This window comes from Mesorhizobium sp. M0870 (assembly GCF_040319775.1).
Lineage (GTDB): Bacteria > Pseudomonadota > Alphaproteobacteria > Rhizobiales > Rhizobiaceae > Mesorhizobium.
In genome coordinates, this window is sequence record NZ_JAMYOI010000012.1 from 161,919 (window position 1) to 181,070 (window position 19,152).

The 19,152-nt window shown below is 57.4% G+C and carries 14 protein-coding genes and 4 pseudogenes; 9 read left to right on the forward strand and 9 right to left on the reverse strand.

Features of this window, described 5'->3' with window-relative positions; all coding sequences use genetic code 11:
- Window positions 1-250: 250 nt before the first annotated feature.
- The 3 genes from NKH97_RS16910 to NKH97_RS16920 all read right to left on the reverse strand — a co-directional run bounded on the left by NKH97_RS16910 (window position 251) and on the right by NKH97_RS16920 (window position 5,483).
- Entirely contained in the window at window positions 251-2,557 is a 2,307-nt protein-coding gene (locus tag NKH97_RS16910) for a CapA family protein (RefSeq protein ID WP_352798025.1), read from the reverse strand.
- A gap of 296 nt (window positions 2,558-2,853) precedes the next feature.
- Window positions 2,854-3,183 carry a hypothetical protein gene (locus NKH97_RS16915; protein WP_352760962.1) on the reverse strand — a complete coding sequence of 110 codons (330 nt, stop codon included), beginning with the start codon at window positions 3,181-3,183 and terminating at the stop codon, window positions 2,854-2,856.
- A gap of 134 nt (window positions 3,184-3,317) precedes the next feature.
- A complete protein-coding gene (locus NKH97_RS16920) occupies window positions 3,318-5,483 on the reverse strand; it encodes an ATP-grasp domain-containing protein (protein ID WP_352760964.1) in 2,166 nt (721 codons plus the stop codon).
- A 243-nt stretch (window positions 5,484-5,726) separates the two neighbouring features.
- Here NKH97_RS16920 and NKH97_RS16925 point away from each other — a divergent pair, with 243 nt between their 5' ends.
- The 4 genes and pseudogenes from NKH97_RS16925 to xth all read left to right on the forward strand — a co-directional run bounded on the left by NKH97_RS16925 (window position 5,727) and on the right by xth (window position 12,139).
- On the forward strand, window positions 5,727-7,310 hold the full coding sequence (locus NKH97_RS16925) for a hypothetical protein (RefSeq protein WP_352760966.1): 1,584 nt from the start codon (window positions 5,727-5,729) through the stop codon (window positions 7,308-7,310).
- The gene (locus tag NKH97_RS16930) at window positions 7,307-9,013 is read left to right on the forward strand and encodes a type I secretion system permease/ATPase (protein WP_352760969.1); all 1,707 of its coding nucleotides are present in this window, start codon (window positions 7,307-7,309) and stop codon (window positions 9,011-9,013) included. Before NKH97_RS16925 ends, NKH97_RS16930 begins: the two co-directional genes overlap by 4 nt.
- Window positions 9,010-10,326: an HlyD family type I secretion periplasmic adaptor subunit gene (locus tag NKH97_RS16935; protein ID WP_352760971.1), complete on the forward strand. Its 1,317-nt coding sequence runs from the start codon at window positions 9,010-9,012 to the stop codon at window positions 10,324-10,326. Before NKH97_RS16930 ends, NKH97_RS16935 begins: the two co-directional genes overlap by 4 nt.
- A gap of 1,024 nt (window positions 10,327-11,350) precedes the next feature.
- Window positions 11,351-12,139: pseudogene (gene xth / locus NKH97_RS16940) on the forward strand (exodeoxyribonuclease III).
- A gap of 66 nt (window positions 12,140-12,205) precedes the next feature.
- On the opposite strand, the gene ligD reads toward xth, so the two are convergent.
- Window positions 12,206-12,550: a non-homologous end-joining DNA ligase LigD gene (gene ligD, locus NKH97_RS16945; RefSeq protein ID WP_502895247.1), complete on the reverse strand. Its 345-nt coding sequence runs from the start codon at window positions 12,548-12,550 to the stop codon at window positions 12,206-12,208.
- Between ligD and NKH97_RS16950 the strand changes: the two are divergent.
- Window positions 12,431-12,679 (forward strand): annotated as a pseudogene (locus NKH97_RS16950) (SAM-dependent methyltransferase); the annotation flags it as partial. The gene ligD and the pseudogene NKH97_RS16950 sit on opposite strands and share 120 nt — an antisense overlap.
- Window positions 12,680-12,783: 104 nt before the next feature.
- Here NKH97_RS16950 and NKH97_RS33325 read toward each other — a convergent pair.
- Complete coding sequence (locus tag NKH97_RS33325; protein WP_502895244.1) at window positions 12,784-12,927, reverse strand: GYD domain-containing protein; 144 nt, start codon at window positions 12,925-12,927, stop codon at window positions 12,784-12,786.
- A 497-nt stretch (window positions 12,928-13,424) separates the two neighbouring features.
- On the opposite strand from NKH97_RS33325, the gene NKH97_RS16955 reads away from it, so the two are divergent.
- Together NKH97_RS16955 and NKH97_RS16960 are read left to right on the forward strand one after the other, a co-directional pair.
- Entirely contained in the window at window positions 13,425-13,700 is a 276-nt protein-coding gene (locus NKH97_RS16955; protein ID WP_352760974.1) for a hypothetical protein, read from the forward strand.
- Window positions 13,697-13,825 carry a hypothetical protein gene (locus NKH97_RS16960; RefSeq protein ID WP_352760975.1) on the forward strand — a complete coding sequence of 43 codons (129 nt, stop codon included), beginning with the start codon at window positions 13,697-13,699 and terminating at the stop codon, window positions 13,823-13,825. Before NKH97_RS16955 ends, NKH97_RS16960 begins: the two co-directional genes overlap by 4 nt.
- Window positions 13,826-13,880: 55 nt before the next feature.
- Here the strand turns inward: NKH97_RS16960 and NKH97_RS16965 are convergent, their stop codons facing one another.
- The 4 genes and pseudogenes from NKH97_RS16965 to NKH97_RS16980 all read right to left on the reverse strand — a co-directional run.
- Window positions 13,881-14,414: a helix-turn-helix domain-containing protein gene (locus tag NKH97_RS16965; RefSeq protein WP_352798032.1), complete on the reverse strand. Its 534-nt coding sequence runs from the start codon at window positions 14,412-14,414 to the stop codon at window positions 13,881-13,883.
- 416 nt (window positions 14,415-14,830) lie between these two features.
- On the reverse strand, window positions 14,831-15,256 hold the full coding sequence (locus NKH97_RS16970; protein ID WP_352760978.1) for a hypothetical protein: 426 nt from the start codon (window positions 15,254-15,256) through the stop codon (window positions 14,831-14,833).
- A 725-nt stretch (window positions 15,257-15,981) separates the two neighbouring features.
- A pseudogene (locus NKH97_RS16975) lies at window positions 15,982-16,167 on the reverse strand (SDR family NAD(P)-dependent oxidoreductase); the annotation flags it as partial.
- A 93-nt stretch (window positions 16,168-16,260) separates the two neighbouring features.
- Window positions 16,261-16,701 (reverse strand): annotated as a pseudogene (locus NKH97_RS16980) (beta-ketoacyl-[acyl-carrier-protein] synthase II); the annotation flags it as partial.
- A gap of 232 nt (window positions 16,702-16,933) precedes the next feature.
- Between NKH97_RS16980 and NKH97_RS16985 the strand changes: the two are divergent.
- Together NKH97_RS16985 and NKH97_RS16990 are read left to right on the forward strand one after the other, a co-directional pair.
- A complete protein-coding gene (locus NKH97_RS16985) occupies window positions 16,934-17,956 on the forward strand; it encodes a LacI family DNA-binding transcriptional regulator (RefSeq protein ID WP_352760979.1) in 1,023 nt (340 codons plus the stop codon).
- Between the two features lie 171 nt (window positions 17,957-18,127).
- Window positions 18,128-19,141: an SIS domain-containing protein gene (locus NKH97_RS16990; RefSeq protein ID WP_352679849.1), complete on the forward strand. Its 1,014-nt coding sequence runs from the start codon at window positions 18,128-18,130 to the stop codon at window positions 19,139-19,141.
- Window positions 19,142-19,152 lie beyond the last annotated feature (11 nt).

Genomic DNA, 19,152 nt, shown 5'->3' on the forward strand with positions numbered 1-19,152 from the left:
CCATTTATCTGTCAGTCGCTTTCAAGACCGATATAGTGGGCTGACGATCCGAAGGGCTTCAAGCCCCGCTGTAAATTCACCGTCTCCCAATCTGACAGGCGTCTGAATATTCCTGCTACCCGCAAGTTCGATCCTAGCCACTGGGGCCTTTGCGTAGGCAAGGTTCTGCTAGCGTAAAGCAGGCGGCACTCAGCGCTTTCAAGGACATTACGTGATCTTGCCAGTTGATGCGGTCTGACACATGAACATCTCAGAGGGACGGTATTGATATTCTCAAGCAACGATCTTGAATTTCGTCAATCGCACCGATCAGGCTAGGCGACATGTTAATCAGCCGGTCGATTGTAGCTCGCCCGGCATTCCCTCCCATTATCTTAGGTTGATAATCCAGACGTGGATCTCTGTTTTGGACGTATATTGGAAAGATGTCCAAGTTTATTGTTTCCTGTCTGAAACGAAAGCAAGGCAATATAGATTCACCTTTGCTGTTACCTGATCCAAAAGAAAAGTTTCCAATACTGTATAATATAGGCCGGCGCTTATATATTTCTATCGGCTGAAGGATATGCGGGTGGTGTCCAATTACCGCGTCGGCGCCCAAGTCAATGAACAATTGTGCTTTGACACGGTCTTCCTCGGTGGGTTCGCGCTGGTAAGGCACACCCCAATGTACCATCACGGCGATCCGGTCGACCAGCGGACGCAGTCGCGCAAGATCCCGCTCCACCAGGTCGGGCAGATCCTGTGCCGACCCTGGGAGATCGCTACGAGCCGCCGTTCGACGGTTCCAGTAATAACCCAGCAGCCCGATGCGAATATCTGTGCCATCGTATATCGCCGGGTTGTGCGCAACGTCCTGGTTTTTTCCGCCACCGTACGGCTTGATACAGTGTCTCTCCAAGGTATCTAAAGTCTCGATAACGCCATCGCGGCCACAATCCTGAATATGGTTGTTCGCGATGGTCATTGCAGCAAAACCGGCGCGGCGCAGGACAGAAACCGTTCGGGGATCGACTTTGTATGAATAGTTTCGAGTGGTATTTGCCTTCTCAGTGACGCTGGAGAATGGCCCTTCCAGGTTCCCGGTTATCAGGGCCGTGCGCTTAAAGACCGGCCTGACCCATGCGAAGGCATAGTCTGTGCCGAACCTGCGGATTCTATGCCGCATCCGCATCCCAGTCATCACATCTCCGACCGCTGCTAGGTGGTACGGGGCGGTGCCGGATGACAATAGGAATGACTCGAGTTTGTCCGGGTCGATTAGATCAACATCATCCGGAATTATCACCTCCGCGAACTTATCGCGAATTTTGGCAACATGCCCCCGCACTGCCTCCGACTCCCTGAGGCTATAGGCGAGAGGCGGAACCAAGGGGGCCAGCAACATACTAGTCACGTATGAACTAAAGCCTATCCCGCGCCTCTCGAGGACATTTCGGATCAGCTCTTCGTGATAGCCGCCGAACCTTACTTGGTCCGTATGAAGCAAGCACGAGGCAAAACTTCGTGCCGATGATCTGATCGCTCTGGTTGGAATCCGGGAAGGTGCGTACGGGCTGTCAGAAAGCCGCCCGAGGTGCAAAAGGGCCCCAAGGATCAACTCCATGCAGACAGATTTGTCCTGAGGAAGTGCCTTATGCAGATCCCATAATGCCGCTGCGACGGCCTGCGCGACGAGAGCCTCTTGCGGCGCTGTTTCGGTATCGTCTATTTGGGCGTCGTTGGCGAGGCTGTGCGCTGGCACGAACTCGGCATCGTGAAGAACATGCCAGCTCGAGATATATGGGGTAGAGAGCATTGCGCCCGCCAAGTACATGCTCGCCGCGACCTCAAGGGCGGTCGGTCTGCTGAATGCAACCCGCGGAGCATGCAAGCTGTCGGCCTGCACGTCGGCGGTGTGGCGCACAACATGAAGTCCGAACGACTGGTATATGATGCCGGCATCGTGGGATGGATCGCACAAATAAGCGCCGCCCGAAATCCGCGGCAGCCACCCTTCCGTGGTAACCTCGCGGCCCGGGCCAAAGAGCAGTTCACCGCAGAGGGGGATTGAAAAATCATCGAGATTTTCCATTATCGCAGGGTACCGGTACTTAGTATCCCTGATCGGTACCACCGTGCGGATGGCCTCAGGGCTTCCCTTCTTTTTTAACTGTTGTGCATTGACGATAGCTCTGACCTTGGGCAAGGGCCGCGCGCCAAGTGAACGAAGCACCTCGTTCACGCGGTGGCTCACCAAGGATACATGGTAATAGACGTTGACCTGGCCGAAATGCGTGGCTGCGTCACGGCCTTCCTGCTCACCATAACAACTTCCACCGCCAAACGGTTTGAACGTAAAGTTACCGTCCGGCCCGGCCAAGGCAGCGCCATTTAAACCTGACGGGCAGGGCGCCTTCACGCCTTGATGGCTGATTACGTCGACGTACCGCCCGCGCAGTCGTTGCCTGTCGGCATCTTGGTAAAGATAAGGCAATTCGACTTCGGCTAGTTGCACGCGGCCACCAGTGAAGTCCGAGTCGCAGGACTCCCAAAGGTAGACGAAGCCAGTCGCCATATTGAATCCCTCGAATAAGTAGCTGTTCTTCTTGTGTCGAGCACCGATACGGCAAACTTATATTGCGCAAAATGGTGCAGCTCCACTCCACCCCGTTGTCGACGCGGGGCGGCGAGTGTGAGATGAGCGCGCACCGGATGGCTAATGAGCACCCGCGTCAACTCAAGTACTGGCGTGTGAAACATCGCAGGGTTATTCCCAGCCGAACTCGCGCCCCGGTTGCCTAGCACGGCCGTCCGCCCAAGTTAACGTACTCCGAAGCCAGTCGCCTGCTGGTGTTAAGCTGCAAACGTTACCTACCTGTCCTTCGCAGCTGGTCCTTTCACAACAGGCGCGCTATGACCGTTTAGTGACATGCCCGCCTGACCGGGTTCACCCAGTTCTTGCCGAGCAATGTTCAAAGCCTCCTCCAAAGCTCCATCGTCAATAAGTTTGAGTTCTTTCGCCACCAAGTTCGATTTTGTGCGGGGCCATTTGTCGACGGACGTCGCGCGCACGAAACCCAACGCCGACGGCATTCGGACCATCAGCCAACCCAGGTTCACCATCTCTGCGGAGAATTCTCTGACGAACTTCGCGCCACCGGTGCGCCGTCCGGTCAGGCGCCTGAAAGTTTTGTAGGACATCCTTACGCGAGTACGGGGTTCCCCCGTCTTGTTCCTCTAGCGTTGCAGAGTTAGGGCAACTAGTGCGGCTGCATCACCTTCCGAAACGTTTGGTGTGGTAGTCACTGAAACAGTATTCATAAGCGTTACTCCCTTTACTCAAGCAGAGACACTTCTCTCTGCGGTTGAACTGCGTTCGCTTGGGACTGATTAGAAAGTGGGGACGCTGCCTCATCGAACCAGCCATCCCGTTTTGCCAGATATGAAACCGCCATTGCATGCATTGCGCCCCTGAGCTGCGGGGACCGCGACGCAAAGGTGGCAGGTTCCGCCACAAGCTCGCCAGAGACCGACACAAGCGCCATTTTAGGGCCGGAACCGTCGGTGCTCCATCGCAGCGAGACAGCCAATCCGCCGCCTTGCAGATGGCTTCTCAAGTCAGACCCAAGCTCAGTGTCGGTGCTTGTCAGAATTAATTTTTCAGACGGCATGCGCGACAATGCGTGCCTTGAAACAATGTCTTCCTTGTCAACGATGAAATATCCGCGGTTGGCGTGATTCAGCACCGTCTTGGCCAGAACTTCAAGGCTTCCGCGATTCTCTTCGTTGGTCACCGTCAAGGAAATGGCGTGGCAAGTGCCCAAACCAAGCCCATTTTCCAAGATTCTTGCCGGAGAGGCCGCGTAAATAAGGGCTTCCAAAGAAGGATCCCTGGCCAACATCTGCGGATTTATTCGCTGGGCAAATTCTTGCGGAACGGAGTTGATATATGCTCCTCTTTTAGACAGAAGGCCGGTACTTCGTCCCTCTGCATGTAATCTATGCTCGATTGCTTTTGCCGCCATGCCGGTATGCCGGTCGCCAATAACGAGTACGGTAGCGACTTCGGATGATTTTGCATCGCTGTACATATTTGCCAGGATTATTTCACTCACATCTCTTGCCGTGCCGGCCCGCGGCCAAAGATGAAACTCGATCCCTGGTCGTGCGTTCACCTCGATGACAGAGCAGCCGACCTCTTTGTGAGATTGCGCAATGTCGGGCATGATTAGATCTATTCCGGCAATACTGAGGCCTATGACCTTGGCAATGCGCTCGCATAACTTCTGATTATCCGCATGGACGGAGTTGGTGATGTCGACTGGGACACCGCCGCGTGCGAGATGACCGTTCGGTCGCAGAACCACCCTTTGCCCAGCAATGGGCACGGACGCCAATGAAAGACGATGGTGGGCCAGGTGCCGAAGAAGTTCGTCGTCAACTTCCAGACGCGATAGACGCCTCCCGTCCCTGTCGGGTTCTCGATTTAACTCATCAACCAACTGGCGCAGAGTCTTTTCGCCGTCACCGGTTACCTCGGGCGGGCAACACAGGACCGCCGCCACGACGCAAAAATCGACAATTGTCACTCTATATTCGGGCCCAGCGACAAACTGTTCGACCAACACCCCGCAGCGCTCCGATTGGGCTATGTCGAACGCTGCCTCGACGGCGCGTCGTCCCCGTAGTTTGACAGTAACTCCGCGCCCTTGATTTGCTTGAGCGGGTTTAACTACAACCGTCCTACCCAAATGTTTAGCGGCGGCGACTGCCTCTGCCTTGCTGCGGACAGTAAGTTGGCGAGGTACCGGTATGCCTGCCTGCGCCAAAAGCCTGTTGCCCAGCCTTTTGTCCAAGGCCACCTTTGCCGAGGCAAACGACGTCGATCCCGATATCGTGGAGAAAAGCTGCTTCTGATGCCTACCTTGGCCGAGGCGGAGGTGATTGCGGGCGACAAACTCGAAGGGGATTCGATTTCTCTTGGCTGCGGCGACCAGAACAGCGGTCGAATTTGAAAGACGCCTTTTCTTTGCTCTTTCCAGATTCAGTTCGCGGGCAACGGAATACTTCGCTGACGCATCCCCGTCTCGTGCGGCCTCTCCGACCGCCTCAATGACAGCCGCCGCAGCCGCGCGCGACATCTGCGGGTCGTCAGACTCCCAAACGATCACGGGATTGCCCTCGTCCGGACCGCTCACCCGCGATGACTCCATCGAAAACGAATAGAAATTCATTGCGCGGCGAAGCTCAAGATCCGCAGCCAGGATTGCATCTGCCAAATACGAGGGCACCACAACATCCTGATCACATTGCGGGAACAGTTCATAAAGCCCGGAGCGGGCCGTAGGAGAAAAACTGGAAACGCGAGCGGTCGCCATCTGACCTAAATTCAGGGTTAATTTAACAACCGTATTTGCATTATACATGTTGAGCCCGGACAATGTCTTGAAACCGGCTACCTCAAATGGACCCAACTCTTCGGTTTGGCATGCTTTAACCATCCGCATTATCCCAGAATTCACATTTCCGGTCCGGCCTTGGAGGTCTAGACCCTCATCGTGCTTGCGTGCAACCCGCCGTTATATTATGGTTAGCTAATGATTAACGCAACGAAAAAAAACAGCAGAGGCTTGGAATGAGCCTAAACAAAATTAAATAAAAGTTTAACAAAAAAAGTAATGTCTGTGAAACTTCAGTAGCGTTGGGGTGTTATCATGTCTGTTTGTAGAATTCAGCGCGGGCGCATGAAGAAAGCCAAGCGTGCATTCGCCACTCGTCGCGTCGCGGCCTCTCATATGCGCACGCTCATAAATGGGTCTTTACAGCCTGTCGCAGGAGACCTTGTCCTGGCTCGAGTGGACGAACTCGGCAACCATAGCAGGTTGGAGCTCATCAATGGCAGGAAGGCGATTATGTTTCCCGGGGATGAGATAATCCTCTGCTATGGAAACCGATACGCACCCGACCAGTTCGAGGCCACAATTGGGCCCGATCTTGGGCCGTGTGACTTGGTAGCTGGGGGAGGGATCGCTGCTTGCGAGCTCTCCAGGCATGATCGGATGGCTCCTCCAACAAAGATTACCCCCCTCGGCCTGATCGGCGATAAGTTCGGTCGCCGGCTAAACGTGTGGGATTATAAGGTAAGCTCCGACGACTTGCGCCCTTCCTTACCAATCGTTCTTTCCCTTGGAACTTCTATGAATGCCGGAAAGACGCTGACGGCCACGTCGCTGGTTAGAGGATTCAAGAAGTTGGGGCTTAAGGTTGCTGCATTGAAAATCACCGGTACAGGGTCCGGCGGTGACACCTGGATTGTGCGAGACGCTGGTGCGGACGTTGTTCTTGACTTTACTGATGCAGGGTTTGCAACAACGTATCTTGCGCCGGTTGAGTTGGTTGAAAAGGGCGCTTTCCGCCTGTTAAATCATGCAGCCGAGACCGGATGTGACGTTGCTGTCATCGAGATCGCCGACGGATTGCAGCAGAAGGAAACCTCAGAGCTAATTCTGGCTGAATCGTTTCGTAGCATGGCTTTGGGGACAATATTCGCTTCCTACGATGCGATGGGAGCAAAGTGTGGCGTTGATACACTGCGAGCCGCCGGTCACAAGGTGTTGGCCATCAGTGGCAGAATTGGCCGTTCGCCGCTCGGCGTCAGAGAGGCTGAGGAGGCCACCGGACTGCACGTCTATTCTCCATGGGAACTCCAGGACGGCGCACTGAACCCGGTGTTGAGAGTCCGGGCTGCAGAAAAGTTGTCTAATGGGCAGAGCAATAACCCGTATCTTCGCCGTATAGCTGAATCATCGGAGACAACTCTGCCGGATGGTGAGGATCGTGCCCACTCTCACCAACTGCGGATCGATTTCTTGGCGAAGGTCGCGCGTGAATTGATACTCGCGGAGCTGGGAGACGGTGCCTACAGCAACCTGGCAATTTGGCCCAGCCCATATGGAAGCGTCTCGGTCAATCTCCCCAAGCGACGGACCAAAAGTTCTATCCCCAAATTGATGTCTGTGCAGGCGCCGGCAGAACTTATAGAGGCGGCTGTGTTGGCGAAAAGTCATGGTGCACTCCAGTCATCGATAAGCGGCATCGTGCAGGCACTCGGGTATCCTCCGCTGCCGGCAAGTCAAATGTCCAGTCTGGTGAATGAAGCTTGGCCGGCTTTGGGAGGCGGCCGGGTGTTACGTCTGCTTGAGCCGGCCGTACAAATCGGACTTGAACCAAGCGAGGTGAATGCTCAAGAGGACCTTGACGCGAGAGTTATGAATTTTTCCGGAATTTTTAACGAGCCTGACAGGCATACGAGCGTAGGACGGGCGTGAAAGACAGTGTGCTGATGAACATGCGAAGCAGGCGGCGATTTAGCGCGCCCCTCAGCGACATGTGGCGAAGGTCGATCCCCGGTCTCGCCGCTGTCATGACATTTAGCGTGTTCATCAATGCCCTCCGGTTTACCGGCCCGCTTTACCTCATACAAATATTCGATCGAGTTATCTCCAGCCGCAGTGTGGAAACCCTTGTTATATTGACCTCTGCTGCCTTACTTGCGCTGGTAGCTGGTGTCGCGCTGGAAACTATTCGTCGCCGCATGCTTTCTCGCTGGGGAGTCTGGATCGAGCATCAGTTGACCAGCCAGTCGGTGAAAGCCGGATTGACGTCAGGAGTCGCCAATCCGCCGCTTCTGCTGAGCATCGAGAAGGTCTCCGGCTTTGTCGAACGCGGGTTGTCTGCTTGGTTGGACGTAATTTGGGCGCCCATTTTCCTGTTGTGCGTGTACTTCATTCATCCGGTTCTCTGTCTTATTGCGACGGCAGCCACCGTTTTGCTGGTTTGCATGAGCCTGTTGAAGGAAAAGCTCACACGAGAACCCCGCCAAGCTGAACGCGATGCCGTCAAGCAGGCAAAAGAGGTGCTCGTTTCCGCGGAAAGGCACAAAGACGTTGTCAGTGCCTTCGCAATGGCGGACGCAATCGCCGGCCGTTGGAGCAGGAACCGTGTGGACGGCTTCTTGCAGCGAGACCGGCTTAATGCGTGGGGATCGAGCCTTGATGCCGCAATCCGAGTGCTTAACCGTGGCCTCTACATTATTCTGCTGGCCTCCGGCATATGGCTGTTCCTTAACAACGAGGCCTCGCTCGGTGGCTTATTTGCGGCCCGACTTATTGCCAACTTCGCTTACAGAATGGTGGGTAAAGCGGTTGGGGAACTCAGAGGCCTTCGAGAAGCGCGCGAAGGATATGCCAAGATCAAGGCGGAACTTGTCAAGCCGTCGGACGGCGAACCGTCGCTGATGCCGGGAACTCCGCGTGGCACATTAATTCTTGATGAAATTGCGTTTAGACATGCGGGATCCCGGGAGGACGTGTTCAGGAAGCTGTCCCTTTCGCTGGCGCCGGGCGAGTTGCTGCTGGTCGTCGGTCGCGCTGCCACCGGCAAGACCACACTCTCTCGCCTTCTGATAGGTCTGCTCAAGCCTCGAACCGGACAGGTCCGACTGGGTGACATGAACGTCACCCGGCTTCCGGATTCCGTCAGATCCGAAGCTATCGGCTATTTGCCACAGCAAGTCGAACTGTTCGAGGGAACAGTCGCACAGAATATTGCCCGGTTTCAAAAGAGTTCCATCGACGACGTGGTTTCCGCGGCAAAAATGGCTGGCATTCACCACGTTATTATTCGCTTGAACCAAGGCTACGACACTGTGCTTGATGACTCGGTCGGTCTGTCCGGCAGTGAACGGAAACGAATAGCGCTTGCCAGGGCATTGTTTCGCGCGCCGAGAATTGTTGTGCTGGACGAGCCTTTCGCCAATTTAGACGGTTCCTCGAGAAGGACCCTTGAAGCGGCCGTAAAACTCATGAAAGAATCGGGATGCTCGGTCGTTGTCACCATGTCGGGGCAGTCGAATCGCCTTGCCGGACTTGTGGACCGGACGCTGATCCTGGGCGGCCGCACGCCTGAACTCACCGATCCTTCGGAGCGTCGGGGTCGTCCCGAGAAAGCCGATTTACGGAGCGTCAAATGACAGCATCGCCCGTCATTGGCACCAAACAATCCGGCGAAGATCCCGCGCCGTTCGGCAGGAGCTTCGTTATCCTGGGCTTTGTTATAATCGCGGCCTTTTCGACCCTGACCGGCATGTGGCTTGTCGCTGCTCCCATTCAGGGCGCTATCGTGGCTAACGGGTTAGTGGAGGTGGCCTCGAATGTTAAGACGGTGCAACATCTCGAAGGCGGGATCGTGTCCGAAATAATGGTTCAAGAGGGCGAGCGCGTATCTCCAGGCCAGGTCCTTGTGCGATTGCAGAGCACTGCTTCGACAGCCGCTGCCAACGAAATTAAGGCGCAGTGGTACGAGGCGAAGGCTGCCGAGGCGCGTCTGATCGCCGAGCGAGACGGAAAGGACTCAATCGAAATTCCGTCTGAGCTAAAAGAGCCCGGCAAACTGGCAGCTGATGCTATCTCGGGCCAGGAGAGCATCTTTCGTACGCGCCGAACCCTTCTTGGCGAGAGACTTTCCCTGCTGCAGCAGACGACCGGGAGCTTGCAGATGGAGATAAAAGGCTTTGAAGGGCAGGTGACAGCTGCTGCCAAAAAACTTGAACTTATCGAGGAGCAGTTAACCGATGTCCGTGCATTGTATGAAAAGAAGTTAGTAGTGAGGACGCGCCTGATAGATCTGGAGACCGAAAAGGCAGATGTCGGGGGTTCCTTAAGCGGCTACATGGCGTCGATTGGAGTCGCCAGGCAGAAAATGGAGGAAACGAAATTTAAGATCGCTGAACTTAACGCATCCACAGCTGCCGACATTGTCGAGGAGCTGGGGGTGGCGCATGCCAAAATATATGAATCCGCGCAGCGGATGGCTGCTGCCGATGACGTGAGGATGCGAACCGAAATACGCGCGCCCATGGCGGGTACCATTGTGGGGATGAAGGTGCACACGATCGGGGGCGTGATAGCTGCAGGCGATGCGTTGATGGATATAGTGCCCCTTGAGGATAACTTCGTAGTAATCGCAAGCATTGATCCCCTGGACGTAGACCAGGTGAAGGTAGGGCTCCCTGCGACCGTTTGGCTCAGCGCAGTCAGCAGGCGTTATCAGCGCCCAATGATCGGCGACGTTCACACCCTTTCAGCAAACACGCTGATAGACTCTCGGACCGGGCGGGCTTTTTATTCGGCTCGAATCATCTTGAGCCCTCAGTCCTTGAAAGCAGGTCCAGCGTTGCAGACTGGGATGGGCACGCAGGTCATGATCGCAACCGGAGCGAGGTCGGCTTGGGAGTATCTTAGCGCTCCGGTCTATGCGGCAATGGGGCGGGCATTGCGCGAGTGAGAAGGCAATGGGCTGGAAAGCGACAACGCGCGAAATCACTGGGCTGGGTGAAGAGCCGGGCAGGGACCTAGCCGATGGGTTTATACTTTCCGTAGCGGAAAGAGTCGCGCCTAGCGAATGCGAGATTGTGGGGTCCCTTGCGGGCAAACCTATCTTCGCCGTCGTTGTGGACACACTCGGGCAACGGTATCATTACATGGGTATTGCTCCCCGTCTCACTGACGGTCGCTTCGATGTGAAATCTCTCGCGTTATGGGAATGGATCGTCGAGCCAGGACTGATATATTTATCTGAGTACGCACTGCTTCCATCAGGAGCGCCGCGTCATGTACGCGTGGCTGGCAGAAGGCCGGCCCCGAGTATTTGATGCCGAGTTCAGGTTCATGCTATGCAGACGAAGGCGACACGACGGGGCACCGATGGCCATCTCAATGAAATACAATACCCCAGCTGAATATTGCCGAACGCAAACGCGTTCGCAAGGCAGCTTCCATGCAAGGCCGGCGCCGGAATGTTAGTTGTTCGTAGAGACATGACAAGCCGCCAAGTTGCGTCGGCAGACGGCGCACCGCCGAGAAGCCCAAGCCAATCAGCTGTTCGCCAGTCCCGCGGCCGATCGCGATGCGGGCGAATTCCTGCTGAGCGGTTTAGGGGTGACAAAGAAGCTCGCCCACACCTTGGCCGGCCGTGAAACTATCTACGCCCGCTTCTTCTACTTGAACAAATCGACGTCGCTCGGCTTCACGTCAAATCCGTTGTCAAGCATGAGCGCGTATGGTCTCGCAAGTCGACTACTTTGTGGTGAGTTCGCAAAAAGGGCGGACTACCTCACTACGTTTCCTACCTTTCCCTGCATCCTGGGGTCGAAATGCCAAGGGTCAAGGAAACCCACCATTTTGACGACGGATTGGCGAGGCCGCAAAGTCCTACAATGGCGACTGACAACTTCCTGTGCAGCGTGGTGAGGGATCGATTGCCGAGCCTTTCACGTTAGTACCGTGAAGGGTTTTGGAGAGAGATCCTGATGACCCGTATCGCAACCTTCAACGTCAACGGTGTGAACGGTCGCCTGCCCGTGCTCATCAAGTGGCTCGGTCAGACCGACTATGACATCGTGTGTCTTCAGGAATTGAAGACCGGATGAGAAGTTCCCCGCGGGGGCGATCAGGAACGCCGGTTACGGCGCGATCTGGCACGGGCAAAAGTCCTACAACGGCGTAGCCATACTCGCTCGTGGAAAAGAGCCGCTGGAGCGCCGTCGTGGGCTCCCGGGCGATCCTGATGATACGCACAGCGATATCTCGAAGCCGAGGTCGATGGGATCGTCGTCGGTTGCCTTTACCTGCCTAACGGCAATCCCGCTCCTGGGCCGAAATTCGAATATAAGCTGCGCTGGTTCGACCGCCTGATCAGCTACGGCCAGCTGCTGCTCAGGGAAGATATCCCTAGCATTCTCTGCGGCGACTACAATGTCGTGCCCACCCCGATCGATGCCGTGGTGCCGGGACGTTGGCTGGGCGATGCAGTCTATTTTCCGGAGAGCCGGCAAGCCTATGCCCAGATGCTTGATGGCGGCTGGATCGATGGCGTCCGCCGCACCCACCCGGAGAAAGGCGTCTACACCTATTGGAACTTCGCCTACCAGGGCGGCTACGATCGAAGCTCCGGCCTGCGGATGGATCATCTTCTGGTCAGCCCATCACTTTCGGACAGGTTGCGTGACGCCGGCATTGACGCCGACGTGCGAGGCTGGGAAAAGCCGAGTGATCATGCGCCAGCTTGGATTGAACTCGACCGTCCGGCAAGTGGATGATGTGATCAATCGTTCGCGGGCACCGTCTTTGCCCCGCGCGAGAATCTTGGTTTGCGGGGTCTGCGCTCACGCCGCCTTTTTAACGGCTGCCCTGAATGGACGGTCGATCGTGAAGGCATCTGGACGGATGGCTGCCTCAACCTGGCTCCAGGTCACCGGATGAGCGATTGGAAAACGGGGTCGAGCCCGTGGTGAGAACGCGCCGACGGCAGTATTGCCCCGCCCATTGCGGAGGTAAGATGCGGCCTGTTCGAGCCGACGGCGAGGCGGACAGCAGGTAGCGATCCGGATGCGACACCTTTCCTGTTTCGCGTTCACGCCAGGCCGCACGACTACAACAGATGGACCCCCGCCGGCCTCAAGCAGCTGATGGTCGAGGGCGGCTTCCCCGAAGCCAACGTCAAGGTCCACGGCTGGGGCAACAAGGCCTGCGCCAAGGCCCATATCGGCGGCCCCGTCCGCGCCTACGGCCTGTGGCGGGATTTGAGCAATGACGAGGAATACCCGCTGATGGTCTGGGCTTTTGCGAAGAAGGGGTGAGAGGCTGACCGCCAAGGACAAAGCTAATGGTCTTGGATCTGGCGAAGGATGTCGACAAACGGCGGGGGTGCGGAACGCGCGCTGGCTAGACTCTGGGATGCCCTCTACGATGCCGGCGGGCGATACCGGATGGACTTCGCCTTCCCAAGGGCTTCCATCGTCTCTTCGACGCGTCGATCCTCGGGATTTTGGATCAAGCGCGCCCATGTCTCGGGCGTATAGCTGAATCGGGAGAGATACATGGGCATGGTTCACCTCCAAAGTCGCCGCCCAACCAGCTTACGGGTAGGCTCACAGGCCGATGAAATATGCGCTCAAGCTAATGGAAGCGCAACGTCCCGGCTATTCGCATGCCAGGCCCCCCGCGAGTTTCGGATTTGGATGTACCGCCGAGCCTTCCAATCGAACGACACGCCGGCCGGGGTCTGAAAACCTCGCGCCGGCTTTTTTGTGCCTTCGTGCCGGGCCTGCTGACGCTTGGCCTTCCTGATCCTCGGCAAGTCCTGCGTGTGGGTCTTGAGCTCGCCGCAAGCTAAATTAGCTGGGCGCAGTTGGTGTTCACGTCCGGGCCTTGCAAGCCAAGGGCACGCTTGTGCTCGATCACCCAACGGTCGTTGCGGCGGTGGACGGGCTCGCCACACAGACAGCGCGGCGCGACATTGTGGTGGGTGGCGTGCTAGGTGAAGCCATCAGTTAGGCTAAGAATTTTGGGCCATAGAGGTTAGGTCTAATTGTACCCGAGCAGATGGCGAAGCCCAACTATCGGCAGATAAACGGTCCAAATCATCCCGATGGCGGCGGCAACGCCGAGGCCGATTGCGGGAGCCCAAACCTTCCAGAGCATCTGGAGCCGCGCCGCTATTTCAGTCAAACTGTCCTTCCATTGATCGCTCCCCAAGTCGATTCGAAGGCGAGAATGCCAATGAACTCCAAGACTGCCGCCGTTGCAATCACCGCAAGTGTTTGCATCGCGGGTTTCGCCTATTCCAGCGGTCACAAGGCCGGCGGGTGTCCCAATTGAAGGACACCGTGTCGGCTTACAACCGACGCATGGGGATTGACGACAAGGCCAACAGCCTCGGCCGCGTCGATCTCTGCCTGGAGCTTGGTGGCCTACTTGATGAATGCGAGCGGATAGACCGCTGATCTGCTGAACGGCTGATTTCAACTCTCCCACCTTCATTGCCGAAAGCGGCAGGCGCTATGGGACGGCGTTGAGGGCAAGGCCGGCGCACCGCTGCCAGCATCTCTTGGCGAAGTCGGTGATCGTCAGCGGATAGCAATAGCGCCGATCGGCGAGCATGAACTCGCCTTTGTAGTCGGCACACCACAGATCGTTGGGCCGATAGCCGTTTGAAAGTGGTGTTCCCATCGCCCTGTTGCGCCTTCGCTTGCGGCGCTCGACCAGGCCATGGCGGTCGAGAACCGCATGCACCGTCGAGATCGCAGGCCGGTGAACGTCAGGATACAGCCGGGCCAACCGTTCGCGTATCTTTGGCGCACCCAGGTCGGCTTGTCTTGCTTGAGGCGCACAATCAGCTTCTCGATTTGAAACGGAAGCTGATTGGCGTGGCGGGGGTCGGCGTGATCGATCCGTCAGCCCCTCAAGGCCACTGTCATTGTAGCGTGTGAGGATCTTGTAGCCGGTCTTGCGCGAGATATCGAACTCGCGGCAAAGCACCGCCATCTTCTCGCCGTCCAGCAGCCGGGCAATGAACTTCAGCCGCTCTTCCATGACGTTACACTCCTTCCAAGGCACCTTGCTCTCCTTGCAAAGGGCCGAAAGTGTAACCATGTCTCCGGAATGAACTGTCACCCTCTCTCGGGAAGGGCAGATCGCCGCCACGAGCAGACATGTCCGGCTACGTCGGACTGAGCTGATCTCGTCTTAACGGGAAGCCCGCCGGCTCGGCGGGAGCGCCCGGACGGGCAGTAACGGCCTACATGGAAAGCGTGCGGACGCGGTAGCTTGCCTGAGCCCGGGCCGTACGAGTGATGCCCCCATCTCCCGTCGACCACACCGCGTCCAATCCCGAACATAGCGGGGGCAAGCGTCAAGAGCAAGATACATGGGGTTACATGTCACTGTTACTTGGAGAGGGCTGAGGTCGGTTGCTGGTTGGTGTAGAGCGAGGTGGCCACACGACGAACCTAGGTGATCTCGTAATAGAAATCGCAGATCAGATCAGCAACCTTCACAGCTTCGAAGTCAGTCATGTGCGCCGCGTTCTCAACGGCGACCGTTTCCAAGTCATCCTGATCAATCGCCAGAAGGTCCAGCAATTTTGCAAATTTGATTTTGAGTTCGCGGTCGCCGTCGAATTCATCGATCGTGACGTTCAGGATGTTTACGTTTGCCTCAATCAGCCTCGCCTGAATGCTGTCCGTGGAGGCTGCTAACGACCGGATCGCAGTGAAGAAGTGTTCACGAGCATTGGTATATTTGACGTCCACTTTGGCACCTCTGTCGGTAAAAACCGCGCCCTGGACGCGGGGGCGCGAGCCACGACTTACGCGCTCCCGAAGGCCGGAGTCAACAAGTTCAGCGCTGCTGATGGAATGCGCGATGTCAACCAAGACATGAAGCTTAGTCTAGATGATCTGCGCAGGAAATTGTCCGGCGAAAGGTGGCGGGCTCATTTTTTGAAGATCAGCGGAACCTGCTAATTCAAGGCTGGTTCCCATGGCGGCAGCGCCTCCGCGCGCTGCTGGTCGAGCCAACCCTCGGCCGGGCCCGCATCGTCCCCAAGCGTGCGGGCCCACCTCTGATGGAACATCAGGCAATGCTAATGGCTTGCAGGGACCGCCCGTCCCGGCACGTCCTCTTTTGGACACGCCCGCTGCTGCCGTGAATGGGGTAGCGGGTTCCGACTGGCCAACAATCGTGCTAAATGGGCGATGAAAAAGCCCGCCCAGCGTTCGTTGTCTACGCACCGCCCCTGATCGGCCTTCCGTTCCTGGCTGTGATACTGGCCGCTGATGGGACGACCACAGCAACGCCCTTTGACACCGCAGATGAAGCAGCCGACCACATCAAGTTGATGGCCCATAAACAAGGACCGGGATCGCTTCGCCACTAGCCAAAGGCGCTCAGTCGAACAAGTCGGCGAATCATCCATCAGCAATATCTAACATTTTCCTTTTGGGGAGGCCGGGTGTACGTTGGCTACCGCGGGGTGATCCTAGGGACCTACACTGCCCGCTGCCGAGAGGTGGCGGGCTTTTTTGTTTGTGTTCGGAACACGGATTTCCAACGCGAGTTGGAACGCTGTCGCCTTCCGTGGAGGCGGTGATGGTCACGTCGCAACGGACGCGTCGTCGGTCACGTCGCAGGTCAGCATGGTCACGCCGGCGGGTTGCCGGGAGGCCGTGCGACGGCTGGTTCCGAAGACGCGAAAGCCGGCGCCTAGCAAGGCGTCGGCGGTAGCGCGCCCGATACCCGATGATGCCCCTGTCACCAAGGCGACGCCGGGATTGGTCTTGTTCATGGAAATCATATCCTTCTTTGCGTTGGATCGGATTGGGAAAAGCATGAGAGGCCGTGGCAAAGGGCGTTGGTCATGGCTACGTCTGGCCACCGGTTAGTTCCAGCGTCTGAACAGGGCGCTGGCATTCACGCCGCCAAAGCCGAAGCCATTGGAGATCGCGTACTCCATCTCCATGGGCCGGGGTGCGTTGGCGACGAAGTCGATTCCGTCGCCGGCCGCATCGGCCTGGCCCAGGTTGAGGGTTGGCGGGGCGACCTGATCCCTGAGCGCCAGGATTGCGAAGATCGCACCAAGCCCACCGGCCGCTCCGAGCAAATGTCCGGTCGCCGACTTCGTGGCACTGACAGCTATCGCGAAATCGCGCCCGAACACGCTCTTGATCGCTTCGATCTCACCCAGGTCGCCGACAGACGTTGAGGTCGCATGCGCATTGAGATGACGAACCTCGCGTGGCGAAATCCCTGCCTGGGCAATCGCGATCTGCATGGCCCGGCGCGCGCCGTCGCCGTCCTCTGGCCCGGAGGTGACGTGGTGGGTCGTTGGCGGTAGAGACCGTGCGACAGGGCAGCGACTGACTTCGGTCTTGCGCCAACCCGTCACTCGTCAACACGGATTGAAGAGATGCGAGGCGTGGAAAAGGATCGCAAGAAATCGCGCCTGCTATGTTCGCAGTTTGCGAATCAGCCGATATGCCGCACAAAGATGCCAGCCAATACGAGCCGGGATGGTGATCTGACGCAATGTGCAGGTCGCAAGAGGATGAGCCGTGACGCAGAAGGGGATCACTCTCAAAGACGTGGCTGCCGCAGCCAACGTATCGCGCGCGACAGCTGCTCGGGCGCTCAACAGCTATGGCTACGTTGGTGACGAGACGGCGCTGCGCGTGTTGGCGGCGGCGGAAAGACTGGGCTATCGGGCGAACCTCGTTGCCCAGGCCCTGCGCAGTGGACAGTTGCCGATCGTCGGCTTCGTGCCGGGCGACATACAGAACCCTTTCTTCGCCCGAATCGCTCACGACATCGAGGTGGAACTGCGCAAGCACCGCCATAATCTCCTTATCGCCAGCAGCGAGGAGAATGTAGAACAGGAAAAAGAATTGCTTGAGAGCCTGCGCTCGCTCAGCATTCGTGGCTTCATCCTTGCCCCAACGTCTGCGACCGACAGCGAGCACATCGTGCAACTGGCACGCGAAGGCGCACCGATCGTGCTCATCGACCGCGTGGTAAAGGATCTGCAATGCGACAGCGTCGTCGTCGACAACGAGGGCGGGGCGCGCGAGGCAGTGGACTATCTCGTTAGCAATGGTCACGACCGAATCGGTCTTCTGCGCGACGAGTCACGCATCTTCACGGCACAGGAGCGCCTGGCTGGCTACCAAAACTCACTCCAGTCGCATGGGATCGCAATCGATGAAGCGCTCATCGGCATATCGCGCTCGACCGTCGAGCATGCCATCGAAGCCACGATCCGCATGTTCAGCCGGCGCAATCGTCCAACCGCACTGTTCACGGTTGACAGCCTCATGACGCAAGGCGCGCTTCTTGGCCTGCGTTCAATGGGGCTCTCGATTCCCCATGATGTGTCGGTGGTTGGATTCGATGACTTCAATCTCGCCACCTTCACCGATCCGCAGATAACGGTCGTGGCGCAACCCATCTCAGAGATCGGACCGCTCGCTGCCAGATACCTGCTGGAGCGGCTGGCCGGCAAAAAGATTGCACCGCGGCGTACCCGATTTCAGACTCGCTTGATCGTGCGCGGATCGGTTGCCCGGCGTACCATGCGCTAATCGGCGATTCCTCATTTCCGGAAAATTTCGTCTCAAGGACTTGCCATTGGCGAAATTGCGTGCCCATTATTGCTTGTGAGATCGATCTCACAACGGAAAAACGAATTGGACGGCACACCGATGCCTGAAGCGAGGCAGAGGCCTGTCGCATGCGAATACAAGGAAAACGTCATGCTGAACTTCGATAGGGACCGCTTCGTACAGATCCAAAGCGGGGCCGTCGCCGTCGCAGGTGAGGTCCGCTCACTGATGCGCACACTGCGGGCGGACGGCGTCGAGCGGCTGTTTTTCATGGGCACCGGCGGCGTGCAGCTTCTAACCTTGCCAGCGATCGAGCTGGCGCAGCGCTGTTCCACATTCCCGGTGAGCGGTGCCTATCCGGCGCAGGTCGTGATCGATCCGCCCGCCGGTCTCGACAGCAAGGCCGTGGTGGTCATCCCGTCCTTGTCGGGCACGACCAAGGAAGGCGTCGAGCTCATGGCCTTCCTGAAAAAACGCGGCGTGCGCACGATCTCGCTTACCGGCCATTCGGATACGCCGATCGCGCGGGAGGCTGACCACAATTTCACGAACTTCGCCGAAGACGACACCTCGTCGGAATCCTTCTACCTTCAGACGCTGCTGATCGTCCTGGCCCTGCTGGAAGAGCGCGGCGAATACGATGATTTTGATGGCACTGTCGCCGAACTCAAACTGCTGCCGGACCTGCTTGCCGACGCCAAGGCTGCCTTTGAGGACAAGGCGGCCGAACTGGCCCAGACGATCAAGGACGACACCTATCACATCTTCACCGGCGCCGGCTCGGTGTGGCCGCAGGCACACTATTACGGCATGTGCATCCTCGAAGAGATGCAGTGGATTCGCACCCGCCCGGTGCACGCCGCCGACTTCTTCCACGGTACGCTCGAGCTGGTCGAGCCGGGCGTCAGCGTTTTCGTGTTCAAGGGCGAGGATGCCCTTCGGCCCTTGACCGACCGGGTCGAGAACTTCGCCAGGCGTTACACGGACCGCGTTCGCACGCTGGATGCGGCCTCGGTCAAGTTGCCGGGCATCTCCGCAAAAGTCCGCGGCATGATCTCGCCGGTTCTGCTCGCCACCTTGCTCGAGCGGCTGAGCGCCCATCTCGAGGTGCTGCGCAACCACCCGCTGACCACCCGTCGCTACTACAAACGCGTTGAATATTGATCCCTCTCACC